The sequence below is a fragment of the Tenacibaculum sp. SG-28 genome, from assembly GCF_002954385.1.
In the GTDB taxonomy this organism is placed as follows: domain Bacteria; phylum Bacteroidota; class Bacteroidia; order Flavobacteriales; family Flavobacteriaceae; genus Polaribacter.
In genome coordinates, this window is the sequence record NZ_MQVY01000001.1 from 924,173 (window position 1) to 941,764 (window position 17,592).

At 33.6% G+C, this 17,592-nt stretch carries 14 protein-coding genes; 7 read left to right on the forward strand and 7 right to left on the reverse strand.

Translation table 11 applies throughout. From position 1 onward, the window contains the following. Nucleotides 1-1,255 precede the first annotated feature (1,255 nt). From typA to BSU00_RS04065, 3 genes are all read right to left on the reverse strand, one after another. Nucleotides 1,256-3,016, reverse strand: a complete 1,761-nt coding sequence (typA, locus tag BSU00_RS04055) for a translational GTPase TypA (protein ID WP_105003223.1) — start codon at nt 3,014-3,016, stop codon at nt 1,256-1,258. Nucleotides 3,017-3,130: 114 nt separating this feature from the next. Further along, the gene (locus BSU00_RS04060; RefSeq protein ID WP_105003224.1) at nt 3,131-3,442 is read right to left on the reverse strand and encodes an LETM1 domain-containing protein; all 312 of its coding nucleotides are present in this window, start codon (nt 3,440-3,442) and stop codon (nt 3,131-3,133) included. Further along, nucleotides 3,442-4,608, reverse strand: a complete 1,167-nt coding sequence (locus BSU00_RS04065; RefSeq protein WP_233188601.1) for a proline dehydrogenase family protein — start codon at nt 4,606-4,608, stop codon at nt 3,442-3,444. Before BSU00_RS04065 ends, BSU00_RS04060 begins: the two co-directional genes overlap by 1 nt. Nucleotides 4,609-4,710: 102 nt before the next feature. Here BSU00_RS04065 and aroB point away from each other — a divergent pair, with 102 nt between their 5' ends. Next, the gene (gene aroB / locus BSU00_RS04070; protein ID WP_105003226.1) at nt 4,711-5,769 is read left to right on the forward strand and encodes a 3-dehydroquinate synthase; all 1,059 of its coding nucleotides are present in this window, start codon (nt 4,711-4,713) and stop codon (nt 5,767-5,769) included. Nucleotides 5,770-5,824: 55 nt separating this feature from the next. On the opposite strand, the gene bshA is transcribed toward aroB, so the two are convergent. The 3 genes from bshA to BSU00_RS04085 form a co-directional block, all read right to left on the reverse strand. Then, the gene (gene bshA / locus BSU00_RS04075) at nt 5,825-6,943 is read right to left on the reverse strand and encodes an N-acetyl-alpha-D-glucosaminyl L-malate synthase BshA (RefSeq protein ID WP_105003227.1); all 1,119 of its coding nucleotides are present in this window, start codon (nt 6,941-6,943) and stop codon (nt 5,825-5,827) included. A gap of 253 nt (nt 6,944-7,196) precedes the next feature. Continuing rightward, nucleotides 7,197-8,042 (reverse strand): transketolase, encoded by an 846-nt coding sequence (locus BSU00_RS04080; RefSeq protein WP_105003228.1) that lies wholly within the window; start codon nt 8,040-8,042, stop codon nt 7,197-7,199. A gap of 171 nt (nt 8,043-8,213) precedes the next feature. Beyond that, complete coding sequence (locus tag BSU00_RS04085) at nt 8,214-10,412, reverse strand: ATP-dependent DNA helicase RecQ (RefSeq protein ID WP_105003413.1); 2,199 nt, start codon at nt 10,410-10,412, stop codon at nt 8,214-8,216. Nucleotides 10,413-10,549: 137 nt separating this feature from the next. On the opposite strand from BSU00_RS04085, the gene BSU00_RS04090 reads away from it, so the two are divergent. The 3 genes from BSU00_RS04090 (at nt 10,550) to lptB (ending at nt 13,146) form a co-directional block, all read left to right on the forward strand. Beyond that, a complete protein-coding gene (locus BSU00_RS04090; RefSeq protein WP_105003229.1) occupies nt 10,550-11,521 on the forward strand; it encodes an SIS domain-containing protein in 972 nt (323 codons plus the stop codon). Between the two features lie 2 nt (nt 11,522-11,523). Continuing rightward, entirely contained in the window at nt 11,524-12,336 is an 813-nt protein-coding gene (gene tatC, locus BSU00_RS04095; protein ID WP_105003230.1) for a twin-arginine translocase subunit TatC, read from the forward strand. 75 nt (nt 12,337-12,411) lie between these two features. Beyond that, nucleotides 12,412-13,146 carry an LPS export ABC transporter ATP-binding protein gene (gene lptB, locus BSU00_RS04100; RefSeq protein WP_105003231.1) on the forward strand — a complete coding sequence of 245 codons (735 nt, stop codon included), beginning with the start codon at nt 12,412-12,414 and terminating at the stop codon, nt 13,144-13,146. Nucleotides 13,147-13,478: 332 nt separating this feature from the next. Here the strand turns inward: lptB and BSU00_RS04105 are convergent, their stop codons facing one another. Next, nucleotides 13,479-14,222 carry a phosphatidylcholine/phosphatidylserine synthase gene (locus BSU00_RS04105; protein ID WP_199176749.1) on the reverse strand — a complete coding sequence of 248 codons (744 nt, stop codon included), beginning with the start codon at nt 14,220-14,222 and terminating at the stop codon, nt 13,479-13,481. Between the two features lie 101 nt (nt 14,223-14,323). Here BSU00_RS04105 and BSU00_RS04110 point away from each other — a divergent pair, with 101 nt between their 5' ends. From BSU00_RS04110 to BSU00_RS04120, 3 genes are all read left to right on the forward strand, one after another. Further along, nucleotides 14,324-15,298 (forward strand): YheT family hydrolase, encoded by a 975-nt coding sequence (locus tag BSU00_RS04110; protein ID WP_105003232.1) that lies wholly within the window; start codon nt 14,324-14,326, stop codon nt 15,296-15,298. A 92-nt stretch (nt 15,299-15,390) separates the two neighbouring features. Further along, complete coding sequence (locus BSU00_RS04115) at nt 15,391-16,458, forward strand: PorV/PorQ family protein (RefSeq protein WP_146104786.1); 1,068 nt, start codon at nt 15,391-15,393, stop codon at nt 16,456-16,458. Then, nucleotides 16,455-17,318, forward strand: coding sequence for a DUF4105 domain-containing protein (locus BSU00_RS04120; protein WP_105003233.1), 864 nt, complete (start codon nt 16,455-16,457; stop codon nt 17,316-17,318). Before BSU00_RS04115 ends, BSU00_RS04120 begins: the two co-directional genes overlap by 4 nt. Nucleotides 17,319-17,592 lie beyond the last annotated feature (274 nt).

The following is a 17,592-nucleotide window of genomic DNA, read 5'->3' on the forward strand; positions in this document are numbered from 1 at the left end:
ATAGGTAATATCCTAATTTTTGGTATAGATCTACCATTAATTCTACTCTTTCCTCTACCGTCATTTTTTTTTGTAAATGTCATTGCTAAAATGAATGAATATATCTGCTATTTGGCTCAAAATCTTATAATAGATAAGTCAAATGTTAAAATGCTAATATTTTTCATATATTGAAAAATGAAAGTTTTAATCTTAAAAACTCAAAAAGTGGCAACTGTGGTGGCAACTAAAAAACAAAAACCTTATAAAAAAAGGGATTAAAGCATATATTAGTACTCCTGTTACGTGCACTTTCTTCACTTAAACATAATTGTTTAATTGCTCCAAAATAAAATATCATATGCACAAAATATACTATGCGATGTTTCTTTTTTAAATACTATTTGAGCACTCATACTAATATCAAATTCTGCCTAAAATAGGCATTTAAGTACCACAAATACAAGTTATGTTGCTATGGTTTTTGTAAGTTTATTACATAAACTTAGTTTATTCTATAGATTTTTTACACGGTAATAAATATTTTTTCAAAATTTTGTATTTCTTTTTAGCTTACAAAAATCTAGTTAAAAAAAAGTTAAAATTTATAATACCTGACAACTAGTATTATTTAAAAGAAAAAAAATCTTACTTTAGGTTCATCTTATGATGTTAAATATACCCATTTACAATTTAGATTCTTCGGTATATGACAGTATGAGATATTTCAAACTATATACGCAATTATTTGATTAATAAGCTCCATTAATTTGGGGCTTTTTTATTTAATCCCAGATTATATACTACATCTAGACTAAAAAAAATAAAGAACATTAAAAAAAAATAGTAACAACTGTAACAAAATAGTTATTTCCTCGTCTATTTATTGTAACCGCGTATTAGGAGACATGGTTCTTACACCAATAGCCGTTTTTCTTTTTACAACAGGGTAAATATTTATATATTTAGAATTGGCACTAGCAATATTGTGTTTTAATTTCCGGTGAACTAGTAGCACCATTTAAGCGAAAATTAACTAGGAAGAAATATTGCCAATCCAGCAACAAAAGGAAATGTTAGGGTAATAAAATATATAAACAAATATTAGGAGGGATGGCTTTTGCAGAAATGGCCGTTCCTCTTTTTTTTTTAATTTTTTAATAAGTGGTTACCATACAAGAACGAAATCTAAATGTCTATTATATGACAATACACCATAAAAACCACCTAAATAGGTGGTTTTTTCGTTATTGTATGCAAGTTTTATTTTACAAATTTAATTTTTACGTAAACGTAAACTTTCTGGGGTTACTTCTAAATATTCGTCATCTTTTATGTATTCCATACACTCTTCTAGTGACATGTCTACCTTAGGTGCAATTTTCACACCATCATCAGAACCAGATGCACGCACGTTTGTTAATTTTTTACCTTTAATCAGATTCACTGCCAAATCATCTTGTTTCGCATTTTCGCCAACAACCTGTCCTTTATATATTTCTTGGTTAGGATCAATAAAGAATCGTCCTCTATCTTGTAATCTATCTATGGCATAAGCAGTTGCCTTCCCAGCTTCCGAAGAGATGATAGCACCATTAACTAAGTCAGAAAACTCTCCTTTGTAAGCATCATATCCTCGTAATCGATGGTTAATAATAGCCTCCCCTTGTGTCGCAGTTAAGAGCTTGTTTCGTAAACCAATAAGTCCGCGAGAAGGAATATCAAATTCTAAATGCTGTAAATCTCCTTTTGGTTCCATTACCAAGAGGTCCCCTTTTCGCATGGTTACTAAATTAATAGCTTTACTTGCTAATTCTTCGGGAACGTCAATTACTAAAGTTTCATATGGCTCACATTTAACACCGTCAACATCTTTAAATATTACTTGCGGTCTTCCTACTTGAAGTTCATACCCTTCTCTTCTCATTGTTTCGATGAGTACCGACAAATGCAATATCCCCCTTCCAAACACATTAAATTTATCTTCTGTGTCCGTATCTTCAACCCTTAGAGCTAAGTTTTTCTCTGTTTCTTTATACAATCTATCTCTTAGGTGACGCGAAGTAACAAATTTTCCTTCTTTCCCGTAAAATGGAGAATTATTTATGGTAAATAACATACTCATAGTAGGCTTATCTACCTCAATTCTTGGCAGTGCCTCAGGATTTTCAAGGTCTGCGATAGAATCACCAATTTCAAAATCATCAATACCAGTAATAGCACAGATATCGCCACTTCGAACTTTACTTGTTTCCACTTTACCCATACCTTCGAAAACATGCAACTCTTTAATACGAACTTTTTTAGTAGATCCGTCTGCTTTACAAAGCATATAGTCTTTATTTTTTTCTAAATCTCCCCTAAAAACACGTCCGATTGCAATTCTTCCCTTAAAAGAAGAGTAATCTAAAGATGTAATTTGCATTTGTGGTGTACCTTGGCGATAAGGAGCTTCCGGAATGGTTTCCAAAACAGCATCCAATAAAGGGATGATATCTTCTGTAGGCTTTTGCCAATCCGTACTCATCCATCCATTCTTTGCAGAACCATATACCGTTGTAAAATCAAGCTGTTCCTCTGTAGCCTCTAATGCAAACATCAGATCAAACACCTTTTCATGTACTAAATCTGGAGTACAATTTTCTTTATCTACTTTATTAACTACAACGATTGGAGTTAAACCTAATTCGATAGCTTTCCCTAGTACAAATCGAGTTTGTGGCATAGGACCTTCAAAGGCATCTACCAATAATAAAACACCATCTGCCATTTTTAATACACGTTCTACTTCTCCACCAAAATCGGCGTGACCTGGGGTATCAATAACATTAATTTTTACGTCTTTATACGTTACGGATACATTTTTAGATAAGATTGTAATTCCTCTTTCTCTTTCTAAATCGTTATTATCTAATAATAAATCTTTTCGCTCTTTACGGTCGTCTAAAATTTTTGCTTGGTCTATAATTTTATCCACCAAAGTTGTTTTACCGTGGTCAACGTGTGCTATAATAGCGATATTTCTTATTGATTGCATTTTACTACGTTAAATTTGGCGCAAAAGTAGTACATTATAATTTAATATGTTGTTTTTAAGCAAATCAATTTGATGTCAAAATGATTTTACTACTTTATCCTGTGTTTAAGAAGTTTACGAATCAGGATTTTTATCAGCAATATGCTCGGCATCTGTTGTAAAAGAACTCGGCAGAATATCGGGGATTAATTTTATTAAAAGCGGTAATAGAATTGCACCGCCCGGAAGCATAAAAACAGTAAATGCAGGAATCGCTTTGCAAATATCCAGCATTTGTGTTTTTACTTTTAATTTCTCTTCCTCGGTTAAGGGAGCTTGTAAAGATTTTTTTATAAGTGCTACTAATTCTTTACTTTCTTGAAGCTCTTTGGCCAATCTATTTTTATTAACCCGAATCGCCTCTTTTATTTCGGCAATGGTGGTCATTATAACTTTCGACGAGCTTTCTCTGTTTTCAATAAATTTAATTCTCTTGAGGTTTGTCCTGCTACGGAGGTATTTTCTTCGGCTCTTCTAATTAAATAAGGCATAACATCTCTTACTGGTCCAAAAGGAACGTATTTGGCTACATTATAGCCTTCTTTTGCTAGGTTAAAACTAATATGATCACTCATGCCATATAATTGGCCGAACCACATACGTTTATCATCTGCTTTTATGGCGTGTTTTTTTGCCAATTGTAATAAAAGGTACGAACTATTTTCATTATGCGTACCGGCAAAAATAGCCATATTTTTATGCTCCATCATGTAAGTAATAGCAGCGTCATAATTACGATCTGTGGCTGCTTTATCTTGACATATTGGCGAATTATACCCTTTTTCCTCCGCTCTTGCTCTCTCTTTTTCCATGTAAGCTCCGCGTACTACTTTCATTCCTATGTGATAGCCTTTTTGATGAGCTCTTTGGTGCAGCTTTCTTAGGTATTCCATTCTATCATGACGATACATTTGCAGGGTATTGAAAACAATGGCTTTGTCTTTATTGTATATTTCCATTAATTCTTCTATCAAATCGTCTGCAGCATCTTGCATCCAACTCTCTTCAGCATCAATTAACAAAGGCACATTCTTTTCTATAGCAGCTTTACACACTTTGTGGTAACGTGCAACAACTTTCTCCCACTCTTTTTTTTCTTCGTCTGTAAGCTTCTCCCCTTCCGTTAATTTTTGATACAACGCAAACCTTCCAAATCCTGTTGGTTTAAAAACAGCATATGGTATAGAGTTTTTCTCTCTAGCAAACTCTATAGTTTTTAAAGTCATTTCCAAAGCATTCTCAAATTGCGTTTCATCCTCTTTTCCTTCTACAGAGTAATCCAGGATACTACACACCTTTCCCTTCATGTACATATTCTCAATATTTGGAAGGCAATCGTCTTCTGTTACTCCTCCACAAAAATGATCAAATACCGTTGATCTAATAAGACCTTCGATAGGAAGATGTGCCTTTAAAGCAAAATTAGTAACCGCGGTTCCAATGCGAACCATAGGCTGATTCTGAATTAATTTAAACAGAAAATAAGCTCTTTCTAGCTCTGAATCAGACTTTAATTTAAATGCCGTTTCCGTGTTGTCAAATAATTTCATCAGGTGCGTTTATTATGGATTATTTTTCGATTACAAATATACTTGAGAAGAGCGACATTTTTCAATTTTTTCTATTTAATTTGCATTCTTATAAAAAGGAATAAAATGGTCTCTATACAAGCAGAAACATACCCAATACACTTCAACGAAAAAGCATATAATGAACTCGCTAAACACATTGTGGAAAATGCTTATTCGTCAATTTTTATTTTGGTAGACACTAATACGATAGAATTTTGCTACCCTCGATTCATACAGTTGCTAGAAACAGACAAAAACATTGAGGTTATCCAGATAGATGCTGGTGAAGTTTATAAAAATATGGAAACCTGTATAGGTGTTTGGAATGCCATGACGGAACTCGGTGCAGATAGACATAGCTTACTCATTACCCTTGGAGGTGGCGTAGTAACAGATTTGGGAGGATTTGTGGCCGCTACGTTTAAAAGAGGTATAGATTTTATTAATATTCCGACAACTTTGCTAAGTATGGTGGATGCCTCTGTTGGCGGTAAAACAGGTATAGATTTAGGCGTGTTAAAAAATCAAATTGGAGTTTTTTCTAATCCTAAAATGATCGTTATTGATCCGGAATACTTACATACCCTCTCGGAAAGAGAGATACGTTCTGGTACTGCAGAAATTTTAAAGTACGGAATGACACATGACAAAAATTTATTTAACCAAATAAAAGATAACCTACACTTAAATATCATCACGCTAATTCACCGATCTATAGAAATTAAAAACACAGTGGTACTTGAGGACCCACTTGAACAAAATGTTAGAAAAGTTTTGAATTGGGGGCATACCATAGGTCATGGAATAGAATCGTATTTTTTAGAGAATGCATCGAAAGAAAATTTAACACACGGTGAAGCGATTGCTATTGGTATGGTTTGTGAAGCCTTCATTTCTAATAAACTATTAAATTTCCCAAAGGAGCACCTAAACGATATCAAAAACACGATTATTTCTCTATTCGGTAAAGCGGAAATATCTGATCAAGACGTGCCATATATCCTAAACTATATGAAACACGATAAAAAGAATGTTGGCGGAGAAATACAATTCGTTCTCTTAGAAAACTTTGAGCATTTTAAAATAAACAGAAGGGTTTCCAATGTTTTGATTGAAGAAAGTTTGATGTTTTATTCCAGGTAAATACATTCAAAGCCAAAGGATAGTCCTTACTGCCTTATGAAACACAGATAACACATTAACAATCTTTGTATATCGACTCGTATTGTGTAACTACGTTTTCCAAAGAAAAAGTTTTAATATGCTGTTTAGCGTTGCTTTTAAAAGAAGCTAATAAAGCATCGTCTTTCAGTATTTTAATTGCATCTTTTGCCATATTATCAATATCTCCAACATTGCTAAGATAACCTGTTTGTCCGTCTACATTAACCTCTGGTAAACCACCTGCATTGGTAGAAATAATTGCGTTTCCAGCCGCCATTGCCTCTAGCGCAGCCAAACCAAAACTTTCTGTCTCTGATGGAAGTAAAAACAGATCTGAAAGACATAATATTCTTGCCACATCGCTGCTATTTCCTAAAAACATTACTTTATCCTCAATACCTAATTTTTTAACTAAATTTTCAGCTTTGAAACGGTCCGGACCATCGCCAACCATTAGTAATTTAGATGGAATTTGCTTTTGTACCCTATAAAAAATCTCCACGACATCCTTTGTTCTTTTCACTGGTCTAAAGTTACTTATGTGGGTTACAATTTTTTCTGTTTCATAGGCCAAAGCACTTCTTTTGCATTCTTGTTTGTCTATAATATCGTATTTGGACCCATCGATAAAATTGTAAACTACTTTAATTTCTTTGGTAATATTGAACAATCGCATGGTATCATTTTTGAGACTATTTGATACTGCAGTTACCTCATCCGATTTGTTAATACTAAATTCTACCGCTGTTTTATAGGTTGGATGACTTCCCACTAAAGTAATATCGGTTCCGTGTAATGTGGTCACTACTTTCACTTTTATTCCTTTATCAAATAGCATTTTCTTAGCCATGTATGCAGCATACGCATGCGGAATTGCATAATGTACGTGCAATACTTCTAAAGTATACTTTTCTACAATTTCTACCATTTTGCTAGACAAAGCTAATTCATATGGTTGGTATTGAAAAAGCGGATATTCTTCCAGAATAACCTCGTGAAAATGTAATTTGTTGGATATAAAGTCCAAACGTACAGGTTGGTTGTATGTAATAAAATGTACCTCGTGTCCTTTATTTGCGAGTGCCATTCCTAATTCTGTTGCCACAACACCACTACCTCCAAATGTTGGATAACAAACTATACCTATTTTCATACTATTAAGATTAATGTAAACTACTCAAAATGTTATTCTATCTGCTTTGCACCTAAAAACAAATAATGTTTTCAAGGAAATATTCTAAATTCTACCTTTAGAAATTAAAATTAAACCGATTGTAAATTTAAGGCTTATTGCTTTTAATTGGTCGAATTATTCCAATAAAAACACCGTTATGTCTTCGATAGTATAGACAAAACGGTGTTTACTATTTTCCAAGTAGTTAACAAAGTAACTACTTATGATAATATTAATAATCTCCTAATGTTTCTGGGTTTTGTGCTAAAGCACTAACTAATTGTTCGTCATTTGGAGCCTTACCATGCCATGCATGCGTATGCATCATAAAATCAACACCATTACCCATCTCTGTATACAACAAAACACATACCGGTTTCCCTTTTCCCGTTCTAGATTTTGCCTCAGACATACCTTTTAGTATAGAATCTATGGTATTACCTTCCTTAATTTCAAGAACGTCCCAATCAAAAGCTTCAAATTTTGCTTTTAAACTTCCCATGGGAAGAACATCGTCTGTCGCACCATCAATCTGTTTTTCATTAACATCTACGGTAGCTATTAAATTGTCAACTTTCTTTCCTGCTGCATACATTGCCGCTTCCCAAATCTGTCCTTCTTGTAATTCACCATCTCCGTGCAAAGAGTATACGATACCCGCATCTTTATTAAGCTTTTTGGCCGCTGCTGCTCCAATTGCAACACTCATTCCTTGTCCTAAAGAACCAGATGCAATTCTAACTCCTGGCAATCCTTCATGCGTTGTTGGGTGCCCTTGTAAACGAGAATCTAATTTTCTAAAGGTATTTAATTCCGCTACCGGAAAAAAACCACTACGAGATAAAACACTGTAATACACAGGAGATATATGGCCGTTAGATAAAAAGAAAAGATCTTCATTGGTGCCGTTCATATCAAAATCTGTACTGTATTCCATGATTTCTTGATACAAACAGCTAATAAACTCGGCACATCCTAAAGAACCTCCTGGATGCCCTGAATTAACAGCATGAACCATGCGAAGGATATCTCTTCGAACTTGTTGTGTAAAATCTTGTAGTTTTTGTGTTGTTGACATTGTTGTTATTTTTTAATAGGACAAAAGTAATTGTTTCAATAAGAATTAACAATTACTTTCCTGTTTATTGTTAGACCATATTTAAAAATTGAAATAGTTTATAAAACAAGAATACTAACAAAAAAAGCAAAAGAGTCTTCTTTTGCTTTTTTGGTGTAATTATACTAAATTTTAATTGGCTACATCACTAGTGAACTTTATACGCATCAAGCGAAGTTCTTCATCGTCATAATCTCCGTCAAACTCATCTAATGCAGTTTGTATTTTATCGGATTCAGCCTCCATAAAATAGTCGTGAATTTCTTCTTGTTGGTCTTCGTCTAAGATATCATCAATTGCATAATCAATGTTTAATTTAGTTCCTGAAAAAACAATTGCTTCCATTTCCTTTATTAATTCTGTCATTTCGAGACCTTTTGATTTTGCAATATCTTCTAAAGGTAATTTTCTATCGGTATTTTGAATTATGTATAATTTTAAACCAGAATTAACACCGGTACTCTTTACGATTAAGTCGTCTGGTCGAACAATATCGTTGTCTTCAACATAATTGGCTATTAATTCTACAAACTCCTTTCCATATTTTCTCGCTTTACCCTCTCCTACACCGTGAACCTTTGCTAGTTCTTCAAGCGTAATAGGATATTTTAATGCCATATCATCAATAGAAGGATCTTGAAAGACTGCAAATGGTGGCACGTTTAATTTTTTTCCAACGTGCTTTCGCAATTCACGCAAAATTTCCACTAGTTTACTGTCCACCCCAGAACCAATTGATTTTTCGTTGGTGATAATAGTTCCATCATCGTCGGTATTATAAACGTGATTCTCTGTCATCATAAAAGAGGATGGGTTTTCTAAAAATGCCAATCCTTCCTTGGTTATTTTCAGAACGCCATATTGTTCAATTTCCTTTTTTATATAATCGGCCACTAAAACTTGTCGTATCAGAGCCATCCAATAATGATTATCTTTATTCTTACCACAGCCAAAAAAAGGTTGACTAACTGTTTTGTGCGATTTTAACAGGGCATTTTCATTGCCAATTAAAGTGTTTACAATCTCCTTGGGTTTGTACATTTCGTTGGTCTTTTTAATTACATTAAGTAATTTAACGACCTCTTCTTTAGCTTCGTGTTTTTTCTTAGGATTACGCATGTTGTCATCCATATCTGCACCATCTCCCTTAACTTCATCGAAATCTTCACCAAAATAATGCAAGAGATACTTTCTTCTATTCATCGATGTTTCCGCGTAACCAACTACCTCTTGTAAAAGCGCATGACCGACTTCTTGTTCTGCCACTGGTTTATTGGCCATAAATTTTTCTAACTTTTCAATATCTTTATAAGAATAAAAAGTTAAACAATACCCTTCTCCTCCATCTCTACCAGCCCTTCCTGTCTCTTGGTAATACGATTCTAAACTTTTCGGAATATCATGATGAATAACGAAGCGAACGTCTGGTTTATCAATTCCCATACCGAAGGCTATAGTAGCTACCACAACATCACAGTCTTCCATTAGAAACATATCTTGATGTTTTGCTCTAGATTTTGCATCTAAACCAGCGTGGTATGGCACTGCTTTAATGCCATTCACCTGGAGAACCTGTGCAATTTCTTCCACTTTTTTTCTACTTAAACAATAAATAATTCCGGATTTCCCAATACGCTGTTTTATAAATCTGATAATATCTTTCTCAACATCCTTTGTCTTTGGTCGAACCTCGTAGAATAAATTGGGTCGATTAAAGGAAGCTTTAAATACATTCGCATCCACCATCCCTAAAGTTTTCAATATATCTTCTTGAACTTTTTGTGTGGCAGTTGCTGTCAAACCGATTATTGGAACGTTATCAATTTGGCGTATTATGTTTCTTAAATTTCTGTATTCTGGTCGAAAATCGTGACCCCACTCCGATATACAGTGGGCTTCGTCGATTGCGACAAAAGATATGTTCTGTTCTCTCAAAAAAAGAACGTATTCTTCTTTGATGAGAGATTCTGGAGCCACATAAAGTAATTTTGTGATCCCATTTTCTATATCCGATTTAACTTTAGCTACTTCAGATTTATTTAAGGAAGAGTTAAGAACATGGGCTATTCCATGATTTTCTGAAATGCCTCGTATGGCATCTACTTGGTTTTTCATCAAAGCAATTAGCGGGGATACTACAATTGCTGTTCCGGGCTTCATTAGCGCTGGCAGTTGATAACAGAGCGATTTACCACCTCCTGTCGGCATTATAACAAAAGTGTTTTTATTACTCAAAACACTATTAACAACTCCTTCTTGTAAACCTTTAAATTTACTAAACCCAAAATTTTTCTTTAGTGATTTGTATAAATCTGTTTGCTCTACCTCCATCCTTTTAAGCTCATATTTAAAATACAAATCTAATTTATAAAAAATCTTGAAATAAAAAGGCATAAACTTCCTTTTTATAAGATTTCATAGACAAAATATTTTTATTTTTACACTTTTAAATTTTAATAATTTCAAACTTGAAAAACCTTGGTAACATTCTTTCGTCGGCAAAAGAAACTATAGAGCTACAAAGCAAAGCTATCGCCAATCTTAGCAATTTACTTACTGAATCCTTTTCTGAAGCGGTAAATTGTATCCTACATGCAGACGGTCGCGTAATTGTTACTGGTATTGGAAAGAGTGCGAATATTGCAACTAAAATTGTTGCGACCCTAAACTCTACAGGAACACCAGCTGTGTTCATGCACGCGGCAGACGCCATTCATGGAGATTTAGGTAATGTTCAACAAAATGACACCGTAATTTGTATTTCCAAAAGTGGTAATACTCCGGAAATCAAAGTCCTTGTTCCATTAATTAAAAATGCCAATAATAAAATCATAGCAATTACTGGAAACCCCAATTCATTTCTTGGGAAAAATGCCGATTTTGTACTGAACTCTTACGTTGAAAAAGAAGCATGTCCTAACAACCTTGCTCCAACTACTAGTACCACAGCACAACTTGTTCTGGGGGATGCCTTAGCAGTTTGTTTATTACATAAAAAAGGATTTTCTAGTAGTGATTTTGCAAAATATCATCCTGGAGGAGCTCTTGGAAAAAAATTATACTTAAGGGTATCTGACCTGGTAAAGAATAACAAAAAACCTAAGGTTGAAAGTAAAGATCCAGTTACTAAAGTTATCATTGAAATCTCAGAAAAGCGACTCGGGGTAACCGCTGTTATGGATGAAAACAATAAAATTACTGGGATCATCACCGATGGAGATATCCGTAGAATGTTGAGTAAAACAACCAACATTGATACCTTAACCGCTAAGGATATCATGAGTAAAAATCCCAAGACGATACACATCGATCAAATGGCGGTAAAAGCTTTAGAAATTTTAGAGGAAAATAATATTACTACAATGCTAGTGGTAAACGATAGCGAAGATTATGCTGGAGTAGTTCACCTGCACGATTTGATCAAAGAAGGAATTTTTTAAATATGGGAGAAAAAGAAATGTCTTTTCTTGATCATCTTGAAGAGTTAAGGTGGCATCTGGTACGAAGTTTTTCTGCTATATTTATCATAGCAATACTGATATTTAGTAACATAAAGTTTGTTTTTAATGAAGTGTTATTGGCACATTTAAAACCAGATTTTATTACCTATCGCTTTTTTTGTAAGTTTTTTTCTAGTTTTGGTGTAGAGACGAGCTTTTGTGATATCACTTTTAACCAAACACTACAGTCTTTAAATCCTACACAGCAATTAATGACCGGGATATGGTCTTCATTAATACTCGGGTTTATTCTTGCTTTTCCATATATATTATGGGAGATTTGGCGCTTTATTGCGCCCGGTTTGCATAAGGAAGAACGAAAAAAATCGAGAGGTTTTATTTTTACCTCTTCGTCTTTATTTTTTTTAGGAGTTTTGTTTAGCTATTTTGTAATCATTCCAATGTCTGTGTTCTTCTTTTATAATTTTGAAATTTCAGATAGTATTGAGAACAACTTTAAACTGGAGGCGTATACAAGTCTTATTACCAACACAATTATCGGAGTTGCACTATTTTTTGAACTCCCAGTAGTAATTTATTTTTTAACCAAAATAGGATTAATAACGCCTAATTTTTTAAAGAAATATAGAAAACATGCTTTGGTAGTGGTGCTTATATTATCAGCAATTATTACTCCACCAGACGTTGCTAGTCAAGTAATAGTTTCGGTTCCTATCATGATTTTATATGAAATAAGTATACACGTATCTAAATTTGTTATTAAAAAACAAGAGCGAACCTTCTCTAACTCCTAAAAAGTTATGATTATTTTAAGATGCCTTACCAGTGTATTTTATGTACTTTTATCAATCTAAATTCTTCATTAAAACATGAAACTGAAAGCTGAAAATATACAAAAACTCTACGGTAGTAGAAAAGTTGTTAAAGGTATATCCCTAGAGGTAGTGCAAGGAGAAATTATCGGGTTATTGGGACCTAACGGCGCAGGAAAAACTACCTCCTTTTACATGATTGTTGGCATGATCAAACCAAATGGTGGATCTATTTACCTCGATAAGGAGGAAATAACAGACAACCCGATGTACAAAAGAGCACAAAAAGGGATTGGATATTTAGCACAAGAGGCCTCTGTTTTTAGAAAATTATCTGTAGAAGATAATATAATGTCTGTATTGGAATTTACAGACAGAACCAAAAGAGAAAGAAAAGAACGATTAGAGGAACTAATTGAAGAATTTAGCTTAGGACACGTTAGAAAAAATAGAGGCGATTTGTTATCTGGAGGAGAACGCAGAAGAACAGAAATAGCGAGGTGTTTGGCGTCGGATCCTAAATTTATTTTACTTGATGAACCATTCGCTGGAGTAGATCCTATTGCGGTAGAGGATATCCAAGGAATTGTAGCACAGCTAAAAAATAAAAATATCGGTATTCTTATTACAGACCATGATGTGCAAGCTACTCTTGCTATTACAGACAGAACCTATTTAATGTATAATGGCGGAATTTTAAAAGAAGGTACCCCAGAAGAATTAGCAGAAGACGAAACGGTTAGGAGAGTTTATTTGGGTAAAGACTTCGAATTAAAAAAGAAAAAGTTTTAGTCTGCCAATAGTAAAAGTCTTGATGTCATTTTGGTAATTCATCACTTTGCTGTTCGAGTTTTATCGTCTTTCCATATAAAAACAAGATTCTACCGTTTTCTAGATATTTAAATGTATTTTTTCCATTGGGAAATTCGAGTAGTTCGTTTTTGAAATCTTTTTTTTACTCCACAAGTGTTAATAACGATTGCAGTAATAAGTGATTAGTTTTATATCCCTCTTCCATTTATGCCAATGCTGCTAGCAAAGGATTATCGCTTTTTTGCGACCAAATAATAAAGTTCATTCGTAAAAGGATAGATAGTACACGTTACAAAAGTAGAATCTTAATACTATTTGTCGATATTGATATTTTTAAAAATGGAGATTAACACATACAAACCGATGATCAGCGGTACGGATACGATTTGAAAGATTACAACTAAAATTAAGGAAACTATTAAAAATACATATTTAGTAATATTATCATTAACCCTGTACGATGCAAATTTTAATGAAAACAGCTTGATTTCTGCATTCATAATCCAGCTGAATATCAAAGTTATCGCAATTAAAAAATATGTATTATGAATTAGATCTGCAAAAAAAGTATCTGGAGCATATAAAACTATTAGTGGTAAGGAAACAATAAATAAAGTCATTGCAGGGGTAGGCAATCCTATAAAACTTTCAGATTGACGCTCGTCTATATTAAATTTCCCCAAACGATAACATGCAGCTAATGTTACTAATAATCCGAAAAATGAAATTATCGATATCGATTCCTCTAAAGGCATGTAACCAAAATAACCTACCGTATGCATCGCTGTAGAGGCCTGCAGTAATTGCAACATTACGATTCCCGGAACAACGCCACTTGTGACCATATCTGCAAGTGAATCGAGCTGCTTACCAAGTTCTCCTTGAACTTGTAAAAGCCGTGCTATAAATCCATCAAAAAAATCGAAGCCTATACCCGATGCAACAAATATTGCTGTACTAGTAAAATCTCCTGTAACTGCAAAAATTACGGCAATAGTTCCGCACAATAAATTACCTAAGGTAAAAAGATTGGGAAGGTGTCTTTTAATATTCATATAAATGGATTTAAAAAGCTAAAATAAGAAATACTACACGCAGTTTTACTATTTCACACTTTTTTATCATCTTTGGATAAACTCGGAACATTTTCTTCATCATGCCATTATTAAGTCATAATTTTAATCCGTCGTTACCTTTCAAAAATCCTCATTTTAATACTATTTACCGTCCACTTTTTATGACCGGTTGTATTTCGTATCAAAGAAAACGAATACCTACTTGGGATAATGACTTTTTAGACTTAGATTTTTCTATTGTAAAGTCTAAAACTATCGTACTTCTAATACACGGTTTGGAAGGAAGTGCTCAATCCAATTATATGATAACTAGTGCTAGCCAACTAAACAAAGCTGGTTACGATACGGTTTGTTTAAATTTACGAGGTTGCAGTGAGGAAGATAATTTATTGCTCGGCACGTATCACAGCGGAAAAACCGATGATATAAAATATGTTGTAGAATACTTAGTCTCTAATTACAATTATGATAACATTGTTTTACTAGGGTTTAGTTTGGGTGGAAACTTAGCCTTGAAATATATAGGGGAATACAAACATATCCCTAAAGAGCTTAAAGTAACGGTCGCAGTATCTGTTCCCATCGATTTAACAGCATCCCAGCGCGAATTGTCTAAATTTAAAAATAAAATTTACTTGCGTGAATTTTTAAAATCCATGAAAATAAAGCTCTTAAAAAAAGCTGAAAAATTTCCAGAATTTACCATCGATAAAAATTTATTGGCAAAAGCGTCACTATTCCGCCATATAGAAGAGCAATATACTGTACCTGTTTTTGGTTTCGATAGTCCTGAAGATTATTGGAAAAAAGCTAGTTCCAAGCCTTACATTCCGAAAATAAAAACTCCCACCCTACTCATTAACGCATTAGATGACAGTTTTTTATCTCCAGAATGTTATCCTTTTGATGTAGCAATGCAACACGATAATTTCTATTTACTAGCTCCAAATTACGGGGGGCATGTTGGCTTTTTGTCTTCCTTTTATTCTTCTCAAAATTATTGGTTAGAAAAAGAGATTATTGCTTTTATAGAAAAAAAACTAGTCGTAAAGTAGCTGCATACTTTAGTTGGTTTAACAATAACTTGTCAAAAAGTTAGTTATATCCTAAGTATTTTAGATATTTGTTACGCATACAAAAGAAACCTTTGAGAACCTACTTTATACTTTTAATTTTCTTTATTTCAGCCAGCGTTAACGGTCAATTCCGAAATTATTCGAATGAATTTTTAAATATTGGCGTGGATGCAGCTGCACTTGGTATGAGTAAATCGGTTACTGCTACTAGTGGTGATGTAAACTCTATCTATTGGAATCCTGCCGGTTTAGTAAAAGTAAATGATTATCAGGGCTCTCTAATGTATGCAACATATTTTGCAGATATTGCAAATTATAATTTTGCAGGTTTTGCAATGCCTATAGATAACAAAAGTTCTATAGGTTTTGCGATAGTGCGTTTTGGTGTTGATGACATATTAAACACCACAGAATTAATAGATAACCAAGGTAATATTGACTTCAATAGAGTGAGTCTTTTTTCAGCTGCAGATTATGCCTTCAATGTAGCCTATGCTAGGAATATGATCTTGGATGGTTTTCAGTTTGGATTTAACGCTAAGATAATTCGAAGAATAATAGGAGATTTTGCCACCTCTTGGGGTTTAGGGTTTGATGCGGGCATACAATTTGAAAGAAATAATTGGAGTTTTGGTCTAACTATTAGAGACATCACTACCACGTATAATACATGGGCTATTAATGAAGAAGAATTCGAAAAAATACAAAATGCTATTCCAGGGCAAAACCAAGAATTACCAGAAACTACCGAAATGACTAAACCTAAATTACAAATTGGTGTAGCTAAAGACTTTACAATTAGTCGTTATTTTTCCCTATTATCTTCCATAGACTTGAGGATGCGATTTTTAAAAACCAATGACTTAATTGCTACTGATATTGTCTCTATTGATCCGGCTGTAGGACTGCAACTAGATTATGATAAAATGGCATTTTTAAGGGTAGGTATAGGGAATTTTCAAAATATCACAGCGTTCGACAATTCAAAATCACTGAGCGTACAACCAAATTTCGGAATTGGTTTTAAATACAGAGGCATTCAAATTGATTATGCTCTTACCAATATCGGTAGTGTAGGAAATGCCCTTTATTCGAATATATTTTCTATAAAATTTGACTATAGTTTTTTCAGACAATGATACTACATAAGAAATACTTTTTATTGCTTCTACTCTTGTTAACTAGCAAGGCTTTTACAGGACAAAATTTACAATTATCCACATACGCGGAGGTTAGTGTTGTGACTTATGGTCCTGGAGAGGCATTATTTGAAAAGTTTGGACATACTGCAGTGCGTATCAAAGACCCGCTGTTGCGTTTAGATTTAGTGTATAATTATGGCATATTTGATACCAGTGAAGCAGATTTTTATGTAAACTTTACCAAAGGATTCATGAAATACAAGCTAGTTCGGTATCCCTTCAAAAACTCGGTTGAAAGCTACCAACAAGACAAAAGATGGATTAAGCAGCAAGTATTAAATTTAACCGTAAAGGAGAAAAACCAAATTTTTGGTTTTTTGGAACAAAATGCACAACCTAAAAACGCGAGTTATTACTACGATCCCTTTTTTGATAATTGTTCTACAAAACCTAAGAATATTCTATTTAGTGCGTTGGAAGATAAGATTATTCTTAACGATAATTTTATTGTAGCAAAAAAAACGATACGCCAACTTATGAATTCCGAGTTACATTGGAACACCTGGGGTAGTCTTGGAATCAATATAGCATTAGGAAATAGACTTGACCGGGTTGCAACCCCGCAGGAATATGCATTTCTTCCCGATTATGTTTTTAAAATTCTAGCGGCATCTAAGGTAAAAAGAAATGAAAAATTAGAAGACCTCGTCTTAAAAACGGAAACAATTCTAGACTATGAAGAAAAAGTTCCTACCTCTGATAAACTAAGCCCTTTTCTCGTATTTTTTCTACTATCGATCCTCGGATTTTTTCTTACAATAACAGATTATAAAAATGCTACCAGACGCGATGGTTAGATTTTTTCTTGTTCAGTACAACTGGAATTTTTGGAATTCTAATTATTTTTCTTTGGTTTTTTACAAACCATTCCACTGCGCCAAATAATTTTAATTTCCTTTGGGCATTTGCACCAAATTTTATGGTAGGATTTTTTCTTTTTAAAATGAGGATACCAAAATGGGTCTCCGTATATTATAAAATATTGGTAGTACTGTTGTGTATCATTCCAATTCTATGGATTACAGGGTTGCAAACCTTTCCTATAAGCTTACTCAGTTTTTACCTACTTTT

Excerpts from the sequence above, each read along its gene's own strand:
- typA (WP_105003223.1), bottom strand. The coding sequence starts at position 3,016 with ATGCAATCAATAAGAAATATCGCTATTATAGCACACGTTGACCACGGT.
- BSU00_RS04060 (WP_105003224.1), bottom strand. The coding sequence starts at position 3,442 with ATGACCACCATTGCCGAAATAAAAGAGGCGATTCGGGTTAATAAAAAT.
- aroB (WP_105003226.1), top strand. The coding sequence starts at position 4,711 with ATGGTCTCTATACAAGCAGAAACATACCCAATACACTTCAACGAAAAA.
- bshA (WP_105003227.1), bottom strand. The coding sequence starts at position 6,943 with ATGAAAATAGGTATAGTTTGTTATCCAACATTTGGAGGTAGTGGTGTT.
- BSU00_RS04080 (WP_105003228.1), bottom strand. The coding sequence starts at position 8,042 with ATGTCAACAACACAAAAACTACAAGATTTTACACAACAAGTTCGAAGA.
- BSU00_RS04085 (WP_105003413.1), bottom strand. The coding sequence starts at position 10,412 with ATGGAGGTAGAGCAAACAGATTTATACAAATCACTAAAGAAAAATTTT.
- tatC (WP_105003230.1), top strand. The coding sequence starts at position 11,524 with ATGGGAGAAAAAGAAATGTCTTTTCTTGATCATCTTGAAGAGTTAAGG.
- lptB (WP_105003231.1), top strand. The coding sequence starts at position 12,412 with ATGAAACTGAAAGCTGAAAATATACAAAAACTCTACGGTAGTAGAAAA.
- BSU00_RS04105 (WP_199176749.1), bottom strand. The coding sequence starts at position 14,222 with ATGAATATTAAAAGACACCTTCCCAATCTTTTTACCTTAGGTAATTTA.
- BSU00_RS04110 (WP_105003232.1), top strand. The coding sequence starts at position 14,324 with ATGCCATTATTAAGTCATAATTTTAATCCGTCGTTACCTTTCAAAAAT.
- BSU00_RS04120 (WP_105003233.1), top strand. The coding sequence starts at position 16,455 with ATGATACTACATAAGAAATACTTTTTATTGCTTCTACTCTTGTTAACT.